The sequence below is a fragment of the Cohnella sp. LGH genome (genome assembly GCF_017671885.1).
In the GTDB taxonomy this organism is placed as follows: Bacteria; Bacillota; Bacilli; order Paenibacillales; family Paenibacillaceae; genus Cohnella; species Cohnella phaseoli.
The window spans coordinates 2,040,010-2,056,658 of record NZ_CP072117.1; the positions used below are offsets into that span (position 1 = coordinate 2,040,010).

At 53.9% G+C, this 16,649-nt stretch carries 9 protein-coding genes; 1 reads left to right on the forward strand and 8 read right to left on the reverse strand.

Annotated features, from left to right (window positions below):
- The first annotated feature begins 78 nt into the window (after positions 1 to 78).
- The gene (locus J4772_RS08225; RefSeq protein ID WP_209074844.1) at positions 79 to 5,250 is read left to right on the forward strand and encodes an S-layer homology domain-containing protein; all 5,172 of its coding nucleotides are present in this window, start codon (positions 79 to 81) and stop codon (positions 5,248 to 5,250) included.
- A gap of 56 nt (positions 5,251 to 5,306) precedes the next feature.
- Here the strand turns inward: J4772_RS08225 and J4772_RS08230 are convergent, their stop codons facing one another.
- The 8 genes from J4772_RS08230 to J4772_RS08265 form a co-directional block, all read right to left on the reverse strand.
- A complete protein-coding gene (locus J4772_RS08230) occupies positions 5,307 to 5,909 on the reverse strand; it encodes an SGNH/GDSL hydrolase family protein (protein WP_209074845.1) in 603 nt (200 codons plus the stop codon).
- Between the two features lie 112 nt (positions 5,910 to 6,021).
- Positions 6,022 to 7,614 (reverse strand): extracellular solute-binding protein, encoded by a 1,593-nt coding sequence (locus J4772_RS08235; RefSeq protein WP_209074846.1) that lies wholly within the window; start codon positions 7,612 to 7,614, stop codon positions 6,022 to 6,024.
- A gap of 32 nt (positions 7,615 to 7,646) precedes the next feature.
- Positions 7,647 to 9,005: an IS4 family transposase gene (locus J4772_RS08240; protein WP_209071836.1), complete on the reverse strand. Its 1,359-nt coding sequence runs from the start codon at positions 9,003 to 9,005 to the stop codon at positions 7,647 to 7,649.
- Positions 9,006 to 9,189: 184 nt separating this feature from the next.
- The gene (locus tag J4772_RS08245; protein ID WP_246016630.1) at positions 9,190 to 10,068 is read right to left on the reverse strand and encodes a carbohydrate ABC transporter permease; all 879 of its coding nucleotides are present in this window, start codon (positions 10,066 to 10,068) and stop codon (positions 9,190 to 9,192) included.
- A 15-nt stretch (positions 10,069 to 10,083) separates the two neighbouring features.
- Positions 10,084 to 11,016: an ABC transporter permease gene (locus J4772_RS08250; protein ID WP_116062659.1), complete on the reverse strand. Its 933-nt coding sequence runs from the start codon at positions 11,014 to 11,016 to the stop codon at positions 10,084 to 10,086.
- Positions 11,017 to 11,023: 7 nt separating this feature from the next.
- A complete protein-coding gene (locus tag J4772_RS08255) occupies positions 11,024 to 12,868 on the reverse strand; it encodes a right-handed parallel beta-helix repeat-containing protein (RefSeq protein ID WP_209074847.1) in 1,845 nt (614 codons plus the stop codon).
- A gap of 361 nt (positions 12,869 to 13,229) precedes the next feature.
- Complete coding sequence (locus tag J4772_RS08260) at positions 13,230 to 14,735, reverse strand: response regulator transcription factor (RefSeq protein ID WP_209074848.1); 1,506 nt, start codon at positions 14,733 to 14,735, stop codon at positions 13,230 to 13,232.
- Complete coding sequence (locus J4772_RS08265; protein ID WP_209074849.1) at positions 14,728 to 16,524, reverse strand: cache domain-containing sensor histidine kinase; 1,797 nt, start codon at positions 16,522 to 16,524, stop codon at positions 14,728 to 14,730. The genes J4772_RS08260 and J4772_RS08265 overlap by 8 nt, the downstream gene beginning before the upstream one ends.
- Between the last annotated feature and the right edge of the window lie 125 nt (positions 16,525 to 16,649).

A 16,649-nucleotide genomic window follows, 5' to 3' on the forward strand; every position in this document is an offset into this window, starting at 1 on the left:
CAAAGAGTCCGAATGATACGTTAAGTAGGCTAACGGCCAATAGCCGAACAACATTTCATTACGGAGGTAGAAAGCAACATGCCAAAAGTCTTCAACCATCGCGCCATACTGCTCATGATGATCTTCATGCTGGTCATGACAGGCACGCCAATCGCCTTGCCGGGACAGGCGGCGGCGGAACCGAACGTCCTGCTGTTCCAGGAGGACTTCGAGAACGGAGCTGCCGCGGCCTGGACGCCTGTCCAGGGAAATTGGGAGACCGTGAACGGGGGCAACCCTACTCTTTTCTCGGACGATTTCGAAAATGAAAGCGCTGCCCAATGGAGTAATAACGGAGGGGCTTGGGTCGCCGCGTACAACGGAAGCTCTTATGCGTACAAACAAACGAACGAGAACGGAGCCTCGGAGCTCGTCGCCGGGGATGCCGCGTGGACGGATTACGTCTACGAAGCGGACGTCAAGCTGGGGGTCGGAGCGGGAGCGATGATGGATTTCCGCTATATGGACAGCCGGCATTTCTATTATTTGTACATGAGCGACACGTACATCCGAATAATGAAGCAAAACGGCGACGTTCAGGATTGGATCAAGGCTTACGACGGTCCTTCTCTCGATCGCTCCGATTATGTGAGGATCAAGGTAGAGGCTTCGGGCAACCAATTCAAAATCTACCGCAACGGGGAACTGGTGCTTACAGCAACGGACGATAACGCTCCGTTTCTCTCCGGCAAGATTGGACTGGCCACTTGGGCAACCTCGGTCGAGTTCGACAATGTCTCCGTCACGAATCTGGCGATGAATCAGGTGTTCTTTCAATCTGACAGCCAGGGCGGCGAGGCTTATGCGGGAGACGAAGCCTGGTCCGACTATGCGGTGCAAGTTCAGGTCGCAGCGGTCGACGTGGAGGAAGACGGTAAGATCGGCATCGGAATGCGATACCAAGACGCCAATAACAAATACGTCGTGCAATATTCCGCAAGCGGAACCGTGCAGATCGCCAAGGTCGAAAACGGCCTGACTACCGTGCTGGCGGAAGCGCCATATTCCTTGACCCCGGGGATGACGTATGCATTTAAAGGCGTAGCGGCGGGGAAACAATTGGAACTCCATATCAACGGGGTTAAGCTGTTATCCGCCGTCGACACGGCCTTTGCCGCGGGGAAAATCTCCTTATCGCTGACAAGGGCGACGGGAACCTATGATTCGGTCAGCGTCTTCTCGGTCTCGGTTCCGGTCGTATCCGACGGAAATACGACATATTACGTCAGCTCCGATACCGGAAACGACGCGAATGACGGGCTAAGCGAAGCGACTGCATGGAGAACGCTCGATAAGGTCAACCAGGCCGTCTTCCGGGCCGGGGATTCGATTCTGCTCAAGGCGGGCGACGCGTGGAACGAACCGCTTATTCTGAGCGGGTCGGGTACGGCTCAGTCTCCGATCAAGGTAGCCTCCTACGGTACGGGCGCCAAGCCGGTGATCTCGTGGAACGCCCCCGGAGGCGGGAGCGTTATCACAGGCTACAATCTAAGCCATTGGATCATACAAGGCTTGGCCGTTAACATTATCGCGTCCTCGACGCTATCCTGGAACGCAGTTACGGCCGGCATTCTTATTCAATACGATTCGTCGAAGCCCCACGGCAACGTCGTCATCGACGGCAACGAAGTATACAGCGCGAGCTACGACGGCAACACGAACGGAATCGTCGTCTCTGCCCTCGTGCCGGGAACCGATCACAGAGAGGTCGCAACGGACATCGTCATTTCCAACAATACGGTGCACAACATAGGCTGGTACGGGATCACGACGACGGGCTGGGATACGGCCAAAAACGAGGAGCTGCGCTCTCAACTGCTGTACGGAAATCTCAAGGTATCCGGAAATCTCGTGCACCATACGGCCAGCCAGGGTATCGTTGTGCAAAATGCGCATAACTCGGTAATCGAGAGAAACGTCGTGCACGACGGCGGCCAAGGGACGGATACGTGGGGTCCAGGGGGGATATGGTTCATCGCTTCGCGGGATTCCGTCATCCAGTTCAACGAGGTATACAACATGAAGGACGCCGGTTCGGGCTACGACGGAGCCGGAATCAACATCGATTGGTTCTGCGACAACATTACGATGCGGTACAATTACTCGCACGATAACAAAGGCAACGGCATCACGACCATGAGCAATTACGGAGGAAAAATAATAAACAACAAAGTCCGAGGCAATCAAGCTCTGCAATCGAACGGCAGAGGTCAAATCGCGCTCGGCAACTTCACGGGAAGACCGGATTTGTCCACAGGGCTGCACGACGTGGAAGTCGCGAACAACACGATCATCGTGGATGTAGACAACACGGTAGCCGTCAATAGCGCGGCTAATCCGTACGGCACATGGACGGGTATCTCCATTCATGACAATCGTATCGTGCTTAAAGAGGAGGCGACAGGCACCGGCGTATTCAACATCGGTCCGGATACGAGCGTCGAGACGATCGATCGCAATTCCATTTTCAGCGATTCGCTGCGGTTCAACGCAAGCTTCCACGACACACCGTACACCGATCTCGCATCATGGCAGACCGGTACGGGATATGATAGGGCGACCCGGCTGCTGCCCTCGGATCTGACGCCGCCTTCGGCTGTGCTGGGCGTTGTCGCCGCGCTGGACGGTTACGTTCGGCTCTCCTGGACGCCCGCCGCAGACGCGAACGACGAGATCGCGCACTACAATATTTACAGAAGCACGACGGCGGATTTCGTCCCGGCCTATGCCAACATGGTCGGCGAGTCCGTGTCCGCTTCCTTCGAAGACCGCGAGGAAATGCTGCCGAACACGACCTACTTCTATAAGATCGAAGCCGAAGACCGCAGCGGAAACGTCGGCATCGCTTCGGCGGCAATCAGCGTGACGACAGGTCCGTCCTTTCCGGTTGCCGAGAAACCGAAAACAGTCGATTTCCTGTCTATTAGGGACGGATATGAGCTTACCCTTGCCGACCTGCCAACCGCCCCTTATATTACGGGCATTCCGAACGTCCGGAAAGTTCAACTGTTCGTCGACGATCGGCTGGAGCAGGAGCTGGAAACCGCGCCTTACGCTTATACCGTAACGGGCCTAAACAATGGAGAGCATCGCTTGCAATACAAGGTTTACGATCAAAGCGGAGCTGTAACCGAGTCCAGGCCGATCACCGTCTACAAGCATGTGTCGGCACTGCGCAGCCGGTACGCGACGCAGCGGCCTACCGTAGACGGCAATCTGGACGAATGGAGCGCTCCCGGATTTCGCATGAACGAACGCTCGCAGGTGAGAAGCATCGAACCCGGGTTCGCAAATCGCTGGTCCCCGCAGCAGCTGGAAGCGGTGGGCTACACCTCTTGGGACGAGAACCATTTCTACTTCGCCATGGAGGTAACCGAGGACAATCACCATTTGGCGATCGCAGATCCGGCCGACCTGTGGAAAGGCTCGGGAATTCAAATCGCCATCGACCCGGACAGAGGAAGTTCTCCCGGCAGTAAAGGATACACAGAGCTCGCTTTCGGGTTAACCGACGACGGGCAGGCGCTCGGCTACCGCTATCACGCGATCGCGGGCAAAGCCGAGGGAGTTTTTACCGCCGGAGAAATTGCAATTGTCCGCGATTCGGCGTCCAATAAGACGCGTTACGAAATTTCCGTGCCATGGAGTGAGCTTATTCCGGCAGGATTACGGGCGACAGACGGTTCCGCCTTGGGAATTTCCGTATTGGCGAACTACAGCGATGGGACCGTAAGTCATCCGGATCACGGAGACTCCCGCAACGGATGGATCGAGTACAACAGCGGCATCGGCGCGGGCAAAGCCCCCGCCCAATTCGGCTATATGCTGCTCGGCAACCAACCGTTCGCCGCTCCGCTCCTGAGCGGAACGATCTCGGGACAAAAAGCTGCGCTAAGCTGGGAGGCGATAGTCGGCGCTTCCGGCTACATCGTGAAATACGGTACGTCGCCCGGCATTTACGAGAATGCGATTAACGTCGGCCCTTCGACAAGCTACGAAACGCCGAATCTGACACGCGGAAAAACGTATTACTTCGCGGCGAATGCCTACGATTCATACGGAGAGAGCGGCCTGTCCAACGAAATTGCACTGTTCTTCGCTGCGGGAACAGGCTCCCAGCCTAACGCCGGAGGTAGCGGCGGATCGCCAGGCGTTAACAACCCAAGCGAGAGCAGCGAAATCAAGCAAGGGACGGCTTACGTTACAATTGACGAATCGTCTCCCCAAGCTCGGCTCCCTCTTGCCGCTTTAGGGGATTATCCGCTTCAAGTCCGGCTGGGCGGCGTTGCGCTGGACATCCCGAAAGCGGTATTGAAAAAGCTGAAGGAGCAAGCCGGGGAAGCGCAAAGCGCCTCGATTGAAATCGGCATCGTTCCGCTGAAGGAAACGTCCGCACCGGAGAATGGCGGCAGCGTCCGCTGGACGCTTGCGGATCGGGCTTACGACATCTCCGTATCCCTGATCACGAATGGACAGCGTCTTCCATTCCCGTCCGGCGACATCGCGATCGCGCTGCCCTATGATCCCGATCAAGTCGACGAGCAGCTTCTCGGACTCTATCTCTACGAAGAAGGAACGTGGAAATATATCGGCGGCAGCGCGGACCCCGTCAAGAAACAAGTAAGCGCGCTTCTGCTCCGATCGGGCGTCTATTCGCTATTCGAGTACGACCGATCGTTCGCCGACGTTCCGGCGGAGCATTGGGCGAATCGAACACTGCAAATTCTTGCGGCCAAGCATATCGTCAACGGGAGAAGCGATTCGTTGTTCGATCCTGCCGGAAAGACGACACGCGCGGAATTCGTCGCCCTGCTGGTCAGCGCCTTACGGCTTCCATCTGCGAGTGAAGCGTCCGGATTCAACGACGTTGCTCCCGGCGCCTGGTATGCCGATGCGATCGCGGCCGCCGTCCGCTCCGGTATCGCAACGGGAAGAAGCTCGGACCGTTTCGCTCCCGAGCAGCCGATGACTCGCGCCGAGATGGTCGTCATGCTGGCTCGCGCGCTGCGTATCGAGGCAGGCTCCGGCACCGCGGCCGATTATGCCGATGCGTCAGACATCCCGGCCTGGGCGCAAGCTGCCGTCGTCGCCGCTTCGAAGGCCGGCCTCGTGCAGGGCGACGGCAATCGTCTGTTCGCTCCGCAGCGTCAAGCGACGCGGGCGGAGGCCGCTCAACTCATTTACAATCTGCTCCGGTATAAGCAAGGATAAGCGTTAATGCAAAAGAGGAAGCCGCCATGCATCAGGCGGCTTCCTCTTCTTCTTATTCAAGAGATGATCCCGCAAGCCCTTAGCCAGTTGAGCGCAATGAGCAAGTTGCCTGCCGAATTCATATGAACCTGGTCGTAGGTGAGAGTTTTCCCCCGCTGAGCCCGCAAGTATCGTTGAAACAGCTCATTCTGCCGCACAAGAATCGCCCCAAACTCCTCCGCCACTTCCCTGACGATCCGATTATAAGGCTGCAGCCGTTCGTTGCTGCCGTCGTCCGGATTTTCCGAGATGATCGTCGTTTCCATGAGCACGAGGGACGACCCGCATTGGCCGATCGTCTCTCGCAGCAGCTCCCTGTACATGTCCCTGTACCGCTCCGGGCCGACCTGCTTCCATTCGTCGTTAATGCCGATCGACACCGACAGCCAATCGGGCTTAAGCGCCACGACATCCTCCTGCCAACGCGCCTTCAGATCGAGAATCGTTTCTCCGCTGACGCCTCTGTTCACCACCTGGAGCGTCACGTCGGGCAGCAGAAGCGACAAATAATCGTTCACGATTCTGACGTACCCGCTGCCGATTCCCTCGGGATCGTCCTTCCTGCCGCAATCCGTAATGCTGTCTCCGATAAATACGATACTCTGCCCTTCCTTAAACATGAGTTGTTCGCCTCTTTCGCCTAATATTAAATCAATAAAGAAGGGACTATTCGCGCAGCCGGCGCCGTACGCCGTCCGAAATAGTCCCTTCCGGTAAAGTTTTTCTCTTTGTTTAACGACCTTCAGTCGTCGCTTGCTTGTTCGTTTCCTCGATCACCTTGGCGCCGCCCTTGGACAGCCAGGCTTCCTTGAATTTGTCAAAATCCGCGGCGACGTCTTTGGAGTTGGCGATCAGTTTAACAATCTCCTCGTTCACGAAGTCTGTCAGTTGATTAGGAATGCTTGGATCGAGAGCATCCTCGTCGATATTCAAGTACGCAAGCGGATTGGAAACGGCGTAATCGCCCGTAGACTTGGACAAGGCTACGATTTCCTCTTTGTTGGGCGTAGTGTCCGGCAAGTAGTCGGTATTCCAGGATACCAAAGCTTTAAGACTGAAGCCTTTGTCCTTGGTTTTCTCCTCGTCGGTCATCAGCGAGACGACAGTGTCTCCGTCCTTCTTGTAATGAACGCCTTCGACTCCGTTGAGCATCAGGTCTTGCCCCTCGTCCGAGAGCAGGTAATCCAGCAATTCCAGCGCCTTCTGCCGTTTCTCTTCGGAGATGCCGGCGTTGATCGAAGTCTCGCACCAGAAGTTATTGAAGCCGTCCATGCGCTGAATGCCCGTCTTGCCCTTCAGTGTGCCAACCCAGGTGAAGATCGACTTAGGGTCCGCCTCGGGCTTAGCCTGATTAAACTTGTTGTAAATGTCGTTATAGAAAGTCGCGTTGGCATTATGAATGATCATTCCGACTTTGCCGGTCACGAACTTCTCGATTTTTTTGTCGTCCGTGTTCAGCATGAATTCAGGGTCGAGCATTTTCTCGTTATACATTTGATGCAGGAACGTGACCGCCTCCTTCGTCTCTTCCGAGATTACTTCCGGCATCCACTGTCCGTCTTTTTTCTCCCAGCGCTCCGTGCTTGTGTCGAATGCGTTAAAGATCGGGTACTGCCACCATACGCCGCCCGAGCTGGATGTGTATCCGTACGTGTCCTTCTTGCCGTTGCCGTCCGGGTCGTTCTCCGTGAAAGCTTTGGCTACCGAATAAAATTCGTCGATCGTAGTCGGAACGGGCAATCCGAGCTTGTCCAGCCAATCCTTGCGGATCAGAATGTTATGTCCGCTGACCGCGTCCTTGCCGCTTCCCGACTCATTGTAGATCGGCAGCGCGTAGTGCTTGCCTCCCGTCGTCTTGGCCAGCATCTCGAAGTTGGCGAGAGAATCGCGGATATTCGGATACGAATCGGCATAGTCGGAGATCGGCAACACCATTCCCTCTTTGATCCACTGGCGATATTGAACCGGGCGGTCGATGCCGTAAGAGATAAATACGTCGGGCATTTCGCCCGAGGCGATCATCACGTTGAGCTTCTCTTCCCAGTCGTTCCAGGAAGCCGTAACCGGCTTCAGCCTAACGTTCAATTTCTCCTGCAGCTTCTTGTAGATGACGGAATCCGGAGAATCGGCTCCTTCGAACATCCAGCTGAATACGGATAGCTCGACAGGCTCCGCCGATTGCGCAGCTTTGCTCTCCTCTCCTCCGCTTGTCGAGGAAGAACCGCTTCCTTCCGCCCCATTATCTTTGCTTCCGCCGCAGCCCGACAGAATGCTGGCCACCGTGAATACGACCAATAACATCAGCACCAGTTTTTTTCTAAACATGCATGTCCAACTCCCCTGAATGATTTAGTAACTCAACTTTCGCAGCATGAAATTGGCAAACAAGCCTTGATGTAGCTGGGCAGACTGGCAATCCATTGCTGAAGTTGACGCTGAATCAAAACTGAAAGCCTCTTTCCTGCTTTCGTGGCGATTTCGCTGACAAGATCGAGCAGTTGTTGTAAGGCGACTGTCCAATCCAGTGTGCCGACTTCGTCGCACAGCACATAAAACAAACCGCCGAACGTACGTGCATCAGTGCTTTGCCGATGCTGCCAGGCTAGTAGAAGGTAGCGTGAGAAGACAATTGTCGTATGGCTGATCAGCAAATCATAAGAGCGGCCTTGAAACTCCTTTTGCAAACGAAGCAGCGACTTGGTGCATTTGAAGAAAACCTCAATGTCCCAGCGAATGGCGTAAATTCGGATGACGTCCTCTACACAGAGCGTCAAATCGGTCGTCAAAACGGCGAGCCAATCATTTTTCTTCGAGCGGTTGCGAACAAACACCACATGCACCGGCGTACCGCAAGCCAGCTCCGTTCGGATCGAGCGGAGAATACTGCGCTTCTGGCTCGCTACAGGTGCGGCTGCTAAGTAAAGCTCTTTAAGCGACAGCTTCTGGCCTTGCACAAGGAATCGTTTATTGTCGTTCTTGACCATGCCGATCACATCGAGTCCGCGGGAGACGACTTCGCGAATGAGCGGCGCGTGCGTGAACCAACTGTCCATCAAGACATAAGAGGCGGTTGCTCCGGCTGCCAAGGCGCGATCCAGCATGGACGCAACGACTTGAGGAGCCGACAGAAGTGCTTCCTTCCGGCGCTTGTAACCATGTGTTCGTTTGTCGATGGATTCGCTCATGCCGGTGATTGCCGACTTGCTAGAGCTTAGCAGCGCAAAGTCCATGGGTAAGAACGTATGACCATCCGACCACCCCATCGTCAGCATGCGGAAACCTTTGTAATACGCACCCGTGGCATGATCTTTGAACCTGGCGAGCAACTCAACGGCTTTACTGCGATTGCGTTCGAACATCGAATCGTCGACGATGAAGACGACATCCCGATCCGCAGACGTCAGCGCATCCACTTTCTTCACGGTAGCCACGCTAAGCGAAGTCAGAAATCGGCGCCATGCAAAGCCGGCATGATTGAGAAAGCGATAAACCGCATCTTTGCCAGGCATGGAATCGTCCTTGCGGCTCTCAAGCAGGCGAAACCAGTTTTTCTGATGGAACAACAAAACGAAAACAAGTTGGAATAGTCGGGCACAGCTAAAGCCAAAGCGTTTACGAAATCCAGCTTGTTGCAGATGCTGCATGACTTTCAGTTCTTGGAACGCTGGTTTTAGTTCGTTAGGCAGTTGATTCAATTCGGATGGTTGGGCTATCATTAGGGTAGACACCTCTTCGGTTGAAGTGATTGCTCGACACTCTCACTTTAGCAAACGAAGCGGTGTTTTTCTATTTACAAGCCCAATACCTGATCACCTTGAAAGACTACAACGACATGCTCTCAAGATGATTTGTGCTCTGCGAAAGTTGAGTTAGTAAGCATAATATTTTCCCCGAACTGGATCAACTTTTGATCGAACCGATCATCACCCCTTTCACGAAATGCTTTTGGATAAACGGGTATACGGCGATGATCGGAACGACGGAGACGACAACGATGGCGCTCTTGATCGTGTCTGCCAGCATAAATTCTTGACTGACGAAGCTGCCGCCCCGAGTTAGCTCCATATTGTTGTTGATGAGGATGTCCCTCAACACCATGGCTAGCGGCCACAGTCCCTTGTCATTGAGAAACAGCATCGGAACGTACCAGTTGTTCCACTGTCCGACCGCGACGAACAGGCCGATCGTAGCCAGGGCCGGAACGGACAGAGGCAGCACGATGCGGGCAAAGACGGTCATATAGCCGGCGCCGTCTATCGTCGCGGACTCTTCCAGCTCCTTCGGTATGTTCTGGAAGAACGTCTTCAACACCACCATATTGTAGACGCTTAGCGCCGCAGGGACGATCATGACCGCAAGGCTGTTGACCAGTCCCAGCGTTTTGATCAGCAAATAGTAAGGAATAAGCCCCCCGCCGAAAAACATTGTAAAAATTATGAATAGAAAGATCGCCGTTCTTCCCGGGAGATCCTGCTTGATCAGCGGATAGGCGGTAATCGCCGTAATGAACAACTGATACAAGGCTCCCGCCGCCGTCACGAAGACGGAGACGATCAGAGAGCGGACGAGCGTGTCCTTGGAGAACACGTACTCGTACGCTTCGAAAGACAATTTGCGAGGAAACAAATGAAAGCCGGATTTGATCGACTCCTCGTAAGGCAGGACGGAGCCGACAAGAACGTGCCAGAAAGGATACAACGTAATCGCGGCCATGAATAGAAGAAACAAGATGTTGAAGCCGTCGAAAATTTTGCCGGAGAGGCTCGTCGACTTGACCAATCAGGAACGCCTCCTTTAATAGATGCCTTGACCGCTCATCCTCTTCGCCGCTTGGTTGACAAGGATCAGCAGCAGGAAATTGATGATATTCAGAAACAGTCCGATCGCGGTCGCCATGCTGTATTTTCCTTGCGTTAATCCGATGCGGTACACATACGTGTCGATAACGTCGCCGCTCTCGTACACCATCGTGTTGTACAGGTTAAACACCTGGTCGAATCCGCCGTTCATCATGCTGCCGAAATTCAAGATCAGCAAAATGGAGATGACGGGAAGCAGGCTGGGCAGCGTAATGTGCACAATTTGCTTAAACCGGTTGGCTCCGTCAACGGTAGCCGCCTCGTACAGATCCGGATTAACGCCCGCCAGAGCGGCCAAAAAGATGATCGTCCCCCAGCCGGCCTCCTTCCATATGCCCGAGAGCACGAGAAGCGGCCTGAACATGGCATTGCTCGTCAGAAAATTGACGCTCTCTCCTCCGAATGCGGTGATGATTTTGTTGACAAGCCCTTCGTTGGAAAGAAGAGAAAAAATAATGCCCGCTATCGTCACCCATGAAATAAAATGCGGCAAATAAACGATCGTCTGAATCGAACGCTTGAACAGCTTGTGCCGGACTTCGTTAAGCAGAATAGCCAGCACGATCGGAGCCGGAAATCCGAACAACAGCCGCAGCAGATTAATCTCGATCGTGTTCCGGAACACCTGCCAGAATTTGTCGGTCGCGAACAGCCTCTCGAAGTGTTCGAAGCCGACCCACGGACTTCCCAGAATGCCCTTGGTCATCCAGAAGTCCTTAAACGCGATCGTCGCCCCATACATCGGAATGTAGTTAAAAATAATCAGGAACACGACGGCCGGAAGCAGCATGACATAGAGCATTTTATATTTGCTTATCCGCCGCGCAACGTCGTCGGCCCCCTGCGTATTTACAGCTCTCGCTGCCATGTCGTTCTCACCCGCTCTCCTTCGTCCGCTCTTCGACGCCGCTCCGGTCGCCGAAGCCGGTATTGTTTCGCACAAGCACATTGTCCGTCGTCTCCGGGTCGACGCATATTCCATCCTCGGTCGCGGGAACGAACGTCAATCTTCGGTTGTTCTCAATCGTGACATCCTCGGCGTGGCTGACCATCAAGCTTCCCAGGTACAGCTCGCGATTAGAGACGCAATTGCCGTCTCCGTCCTCGGCGGTTTTACGCGGTCCTGCATTGGAATTCATAATCGCGTTGTTGCGAATGAAAACCCGATTGCAAGAGGATACGAAGATGGCCTGCTGCGGACAGTTCACGATGGTGTTGTCCTCTATGCAAATGTTGCGAAAGACGGGATAACGCGTTCTGCCCTGCTCCAAGTAAACCCCCATGTAGATGACGGCCATATTCCAATGGTTCACATCGCAGCTCTCGATCAGATTGCCGCGAATCGTCACATTCTCCGCCCCGAAGCCCTCCGCCCAACGCGACTCCGCGCCGCATTCGATTTGAATCGCCGAGCCTTGATTCAGATAAAAATGATTATTTTCCACCCATCCGTCGCCTGCATGCAATAGAACGCCTCTGGCCCGATTTTGATGAAAAAAGTTGCGGCGGACGACATAGCGGCCGGAATCGTATTTTCGGTTAAACAAAATTTCATTGCCGACCAAGTCGTCGGGAAGCGGCGCCTCGAATTCGATCGTGCAGCCTTCTCCGCGCTCGTCCCACTGCGCCTCGACAATGCGGGCGACGATTCCGGTCGGAGACAAATCCGCTCGGCGAAATTCGATCGGATCGCCTTCGCCGAACGGATTGCGCCACTTGAACACGCGGCTTAGCCGGAGCTTTGCGACTCCGATTCGTTCGAACCCTTGAACGGAATTGTCATGGATGTTTAAGCAGTCGTCTCCGTTATAGCTGAAATCGCAATTTTCAATCACAAAATACCCCTGTGAATTGCTGATATGGCATCCGTCTGCGGTGGCCGATATACAGCGCGTCGTCCCAGGCCGCTTGACGACCCTGCAGCCGTCCAACGTCCAATTGCGCTGCTCGCCGCTTACGACGAACGCATGCCCCGGAGCCGAATAGATCGTAATATCGGCCATGCGCAGGTGCCGATTGCCCTGCAGCTCGAACCCGTTCGCGTCATACACGTAATGCCGGACGATATACGTCTGACCGGGTTTCAGGAAGCGGTAATCGGCCGCATTCGGAAGCTCGATGCGCAACGCATTCCGGGCGACGACGGTCGCAGGCCCCAAAGGCTCTCCGCTAAATTCCTTGCCTCCCTCGCAGCCGGGCGTCAACGTGCGCGGGTTCATCGGATTCAAGGTACGTATGTCGAACCTCTCGGGAACGCCTTCATATTCGGGAAGTTCCAGCTCGAAGGACAAGCCGTCCTCCGCGACTTGGCGTATCCGGCCAATGCTAGCCAGCGGTTGTTGGTCCCAATCCCAGTCCACGGTGAAATTTTCGAATACCGCCCGCTCGCAATGACGAATTGTAACGAACGCAGCTGCGGTTGAGAAAATCAATTCCGAGCCCCCTCCGTCGAACCGAAAGTCCCGCAGACCGTCGAACACCGGGTGCTCGCCGCTTATGAAGCGATAGATGCCCTTGGGAACAACCAATTCGGATATGTCTTCCTGTCTGCAATACTCGATCGCCTTCCGAAAAGCTTCCCCATTACAAAATCCTTCCACGGGTTGCGCTCCGAATTCGCTAACGCTGACTTTCCGCCGGTCGCCCGCTGCCGGACAATCTATCCGAATCGACTGCGCTTCCATCGGCGCTGAGCTTGTGTGTCTCCTGCTTGAATTCAACTGTTTTCCCCCTCGGACAACTTACTGGTTAACAACCTAGCTTGATTGTGCCACAGACGATCCTCCCGTTATATGTGGTTAGTTCGGATACTCGGATGTGCTTTGTTGCGAACCTTGTTCCCTATAAACAAATGGGGCTGTCCCATAAGCAAAAAAAGCCGTACAAAAGAATGATCGATAGAGAGTGTTGTCGTGCATGTATCTCCTTACGCTGCTATACGATCCTGAAATCCGAATGGTAAACCCGTAATAGGGTAATTTCAGGACCGTATGAGGCAGTCTCCAGAAGATACATGCACTATTTCTTTATCGATCATCTTGTACGACTCTACTTATGGGACAGCCCCATCTGTCCGGAAGTTTATGAGGAAGCTTGCCCGGGCTGACGTTTCATGGATTGCTTATATTCGAACGGCGACAGACCGACATGCTTCTTGAACAGCTTGCTGAAGTGGGCATAGTCGTCGTAACCGACCATCCGTCCGACCTCGTACAGCGAAATGTCCTGCTCCAGCAAAGAAACGGCCGCTTCAAGCCTTCTTTGAATCAAATAATTGATGAAACTTTGTCCCTTCTCCTGTTTAAACAGGTGGCTCAGGTAATTCGGGCTGAGGAAATATTTGCGAGCCATATCCTTAAGCGAAATTCGGTGAGCGTACAGCCGGTCGAGATCTCTCGCGATGTCCTCCACGACCTGCAGCGAGCCGGCTTCGTCGGGTTTCTTCTTCTGCTCGTCGACAAGGCTTCTCATCTCCTCCAACAAATCGCCGGGATTCCCGCAATGTAAAATGAGATCTTGTCCGGTGATTGCGTCCGCTCCGTCCGGCTCGCTCCCCGAACGGATACCTGCGACGGAAACGACGAATTGATTGTAGATCTCGACAAGGCCGCCAATATGAATTTTTTTAGAGGAGATGCCTTTATGCACCTCGAACAACGCTGCTTCCAGATGCTCCAGCCTTGCCGCTCTGGCGATCCGCTCCCGCAGCGCCGGCACGGCCGCGTTCGCTTCGGGCCTATAGCGATAGATGGCGCTTTCGCCGCCGTCGTATAACATCGAGGTTTCCGCCATCGTGTTCGCTTGATGATAGAGCCGCCCGATCCGGTGCTCCGAGCCGGCAAGCGAGCTGATTCCGATGTCCCACTCCCGATCGGCCGATAAACTCCTAAGCTCGCGCCATAGCTTGCGAAGCTCGGCCGGGCGAAAGTCGGGCCATCCCCCTAACAACGTCCATTTGAATGCGCTCGTTTGCCAGCGACAAGATGCAATCCGATAACTCGCGAGCAGATTGTCCAATTGGCGCAGCTCGTCTTCCGCAAAGGTCCGCTTGCCCTTAACCGTCGCGAACGAATACCGCTTAGCAGAAGGGAAGGCAGCCCCCTTCGGCGCCAACCGCGCAACAGCCTGCAGAATCGTGACATCGTTCTCGATCCATTCCAGAAACCGCATAGAATTGCCGTAAGCCTCTCGCGCTTCGCGGTCCCGCTCCTGCTCCGCGAGCCGCCGGGAGCATCTCTCCAACGTGTGCAGCAGCTCCTCTGTGTTGACCGGCTTCAACATATAGTGAAAGCAGCCCTTCTCCAACGCTTCCTTGGCATAGGCAAATTCCCCGTAGGCGCTCATAAATACGACCAGCGTTCGAGGCGACGCTCGATTGATAAACGTCAGCAAGTCCATCCCGCTTTTGCCCGGCATGCGGATGTCGCTGATAACGACGTCGATGGAGTGACTCCGCAGCAGGCTTTCCGCGGCGTTGACGTCGCTGACCGCAGCCAAGATGCGAAATCCCGCTTCGCTCCAATCGATAATCTGTTCCATATCTTTTAGAATCCACGGTGCGTCGTCTACCAGAATCAAGTTATGCATCGGTGTCTCCCCCGCCCCTTAGTGGGACCGTAATCGTGATGATCGTTCCCCTATTCTGCCAGCTTTTGATTGTCAGCCCGTACGGCTCCCCGTAATAGATGCGGATTCTTTTATGAATATTGACGAGTCCGATGCCTTGCCCAAAGCCGCCGCTTCCGGCGGAAGCGCCAGACATCCGCTCAAGCTCGGAGCGCAAGTTCGCCGCCTTGCTCTCGTTCATTCCAAGGCCGTTGTCCATGACCTTGATTTGCAGTTCGTCCTTCTCCGTGGCGATGGCTTTAATACGGATGATCCAGCGTCCGCTCTTCTCTTCAAGCCCATGGAATAGCGCGTTCTCGACGAGCGGCTGCAATATGAGCTTTACGATTGACTGTCCCCCAAGCGCCGGAGCCAAAGAAACCTTGAATTGCAGACGTTCGCCAAAGCGAATTTTCTGGATAGCGATATACCTTTCCAAGTGTTCCAGCTCTTTGTACAGAAGAACAAACTCGTCCGTACGGGTAATGTAGCGAAAATAGGACACCAAATTATCGATCGCCATCGCGACCTCCCTCTTGGCGTTGGAAAGCGACATTCCCCGGATCGAATGCAGCACGTTGTACAGAAAATGCGCATTGATCTGGCTCTGCAGCCCGTTCAGTTGGTACAACTGCTTGTCCATCTCCGTTTCATGAAGCTGTCGCTGCGATTGGAGCAAATGTTCGGTAAGCCCTTTGATCTGGTCCAGCATATTGTTGTAATGGTCCTGAATCACCGTAATCTCGTTCTTATAGCCGAATTTCAGCTTGGCGTCCAGATTGCCGCTCGCCGCGCTGTCGAACGCGTCAGCCATTTTAGTAATCGGGTGGGTGAGACGAATGTTGAAAGATACGACGGCAAGGAAGACGATCAGCATCATGACCGCCACGATCGCAATCAACGCATAGGGAATAATATTGGCTTTTTCCAGCAGCTTGTCTTTGTCGATTAGCGCGATAAACTTCCAATCCAGGCTCTTGATCGGAATCGATTGATACAGATAGTTCCCGTTTTCGATACGGACGTCGGACACCCGATTCGACGGAAGATCCCGAACGAGCGTGCGAATATTCGCAAAGTCGTGCCGCCCGTCCGAAGCTCCGATCAGATCGTCGTTTTCGTTCACGATATACACGATCGCTTTATTGTCCAGGCCGCTCGTATGCAAAATCTGTTGAATCCATTTCGTATCCAGCAGCAGAACGCCGATATAGATTCCCTGCAAGTAACGATTGCGCTGAATCGACTTCACCTGCGAGAACGCCAGCAATCCTTGCTCCTTGCTGCCCATGGGCGGAGAGATTTTGATTTTGCCGTTAATCGAACCCGTTTGTTGCTTGTTGCGGATATAATCTATCATTTCTCCGGACAGCAATTGTCCCGTCGAGACGATCCGGTAATCATCGGCGTTAATCATCCCGACTGTCTTGATCGTCGGGTCAAGCGACATATAAGAGCTCATATTTCTTAACAAAGCGTCGGTTTCCCGCCAGGACATATTATCCAGCATGACCTGTTGGATGTTCCGGTTATAGAAGACGGACTTGGCCAGCAAGTCGACGCGACTAAAATATTCTTCGAACCGATCATTCGTTTGGTTAACGAATTGATTGATATTGTCCAGTGCGTTTTGCTTCATAATATGGACATACGAGAAATAGCCCACCAATCCAAGCAGGAGAATGGGCAATATGGCAATGCAAATATTGGTCAAAATCATACGGTAGCTCAATCTATATTTCTGGGTGTAGGAAAGGATCTGCTTATACATGAGTTCCTCCGCACGATGCATGAGGGTAAATCCCCGATGTAGGGGTGTATCTATGATGTCACATTCGCCATCGCTCGTCCATGTGTTTTTCATCCGTTCCGGCATGTCGTCTTGTGGGAATACAT

Bases quoted from the DNA above. Each gene is read 5' to 3' on its own strand.
- J4772_RS08225 (WP_209074844.1), top strand. From the start codon at position 79: ATGCCAAAAGTCTTCAACCATCGCGCCATACTGCTCATGATGATCTTC.
- J4772_RS08230 (WP_209074845.1), bottom strand. From the start codon at position 5,909: ATGTTTAAGGAAGGGCAGAGTATCGTATTTATCGGAGACAGCATTACG.
- J4772_RS08235 (WP_209074846.1), bottom strand. From the start codon at position 7,614: ATGTTTAGAAAAAAACTGGTGCTGATGTTATTGGTCGTATTCACGGTG.
- J4772_RS08240 (WP_209071836.1), bottom strand. From the start codon at position 9,005: ATGATAGCCCAACCATCCGAATTGAATCAACTGCCTAACGAACTAAAA.
- J4772_RS08250 (WP_116062659.1), bottom strand. From the start codon at position 11,016: ATGGCAGCGAGAGCTGTAAATACGCAGGGGGCCGACGACGTTGCGCGG.
- J4772_RS08260 (WP_209074848.1), bottom strand. From the start codon at position 14,735: ATGCATAACTTGATTCTGGTAGACGACGCACCGTGGATTCTAAAAGAT.
- J4772_RS08265 (WP_209074849.1), bottom strand. From the start codon at position 16,524: ATGTATAAGCAGATCCTTTCCTACACCCAGAAATATAGATTGAGCTAC.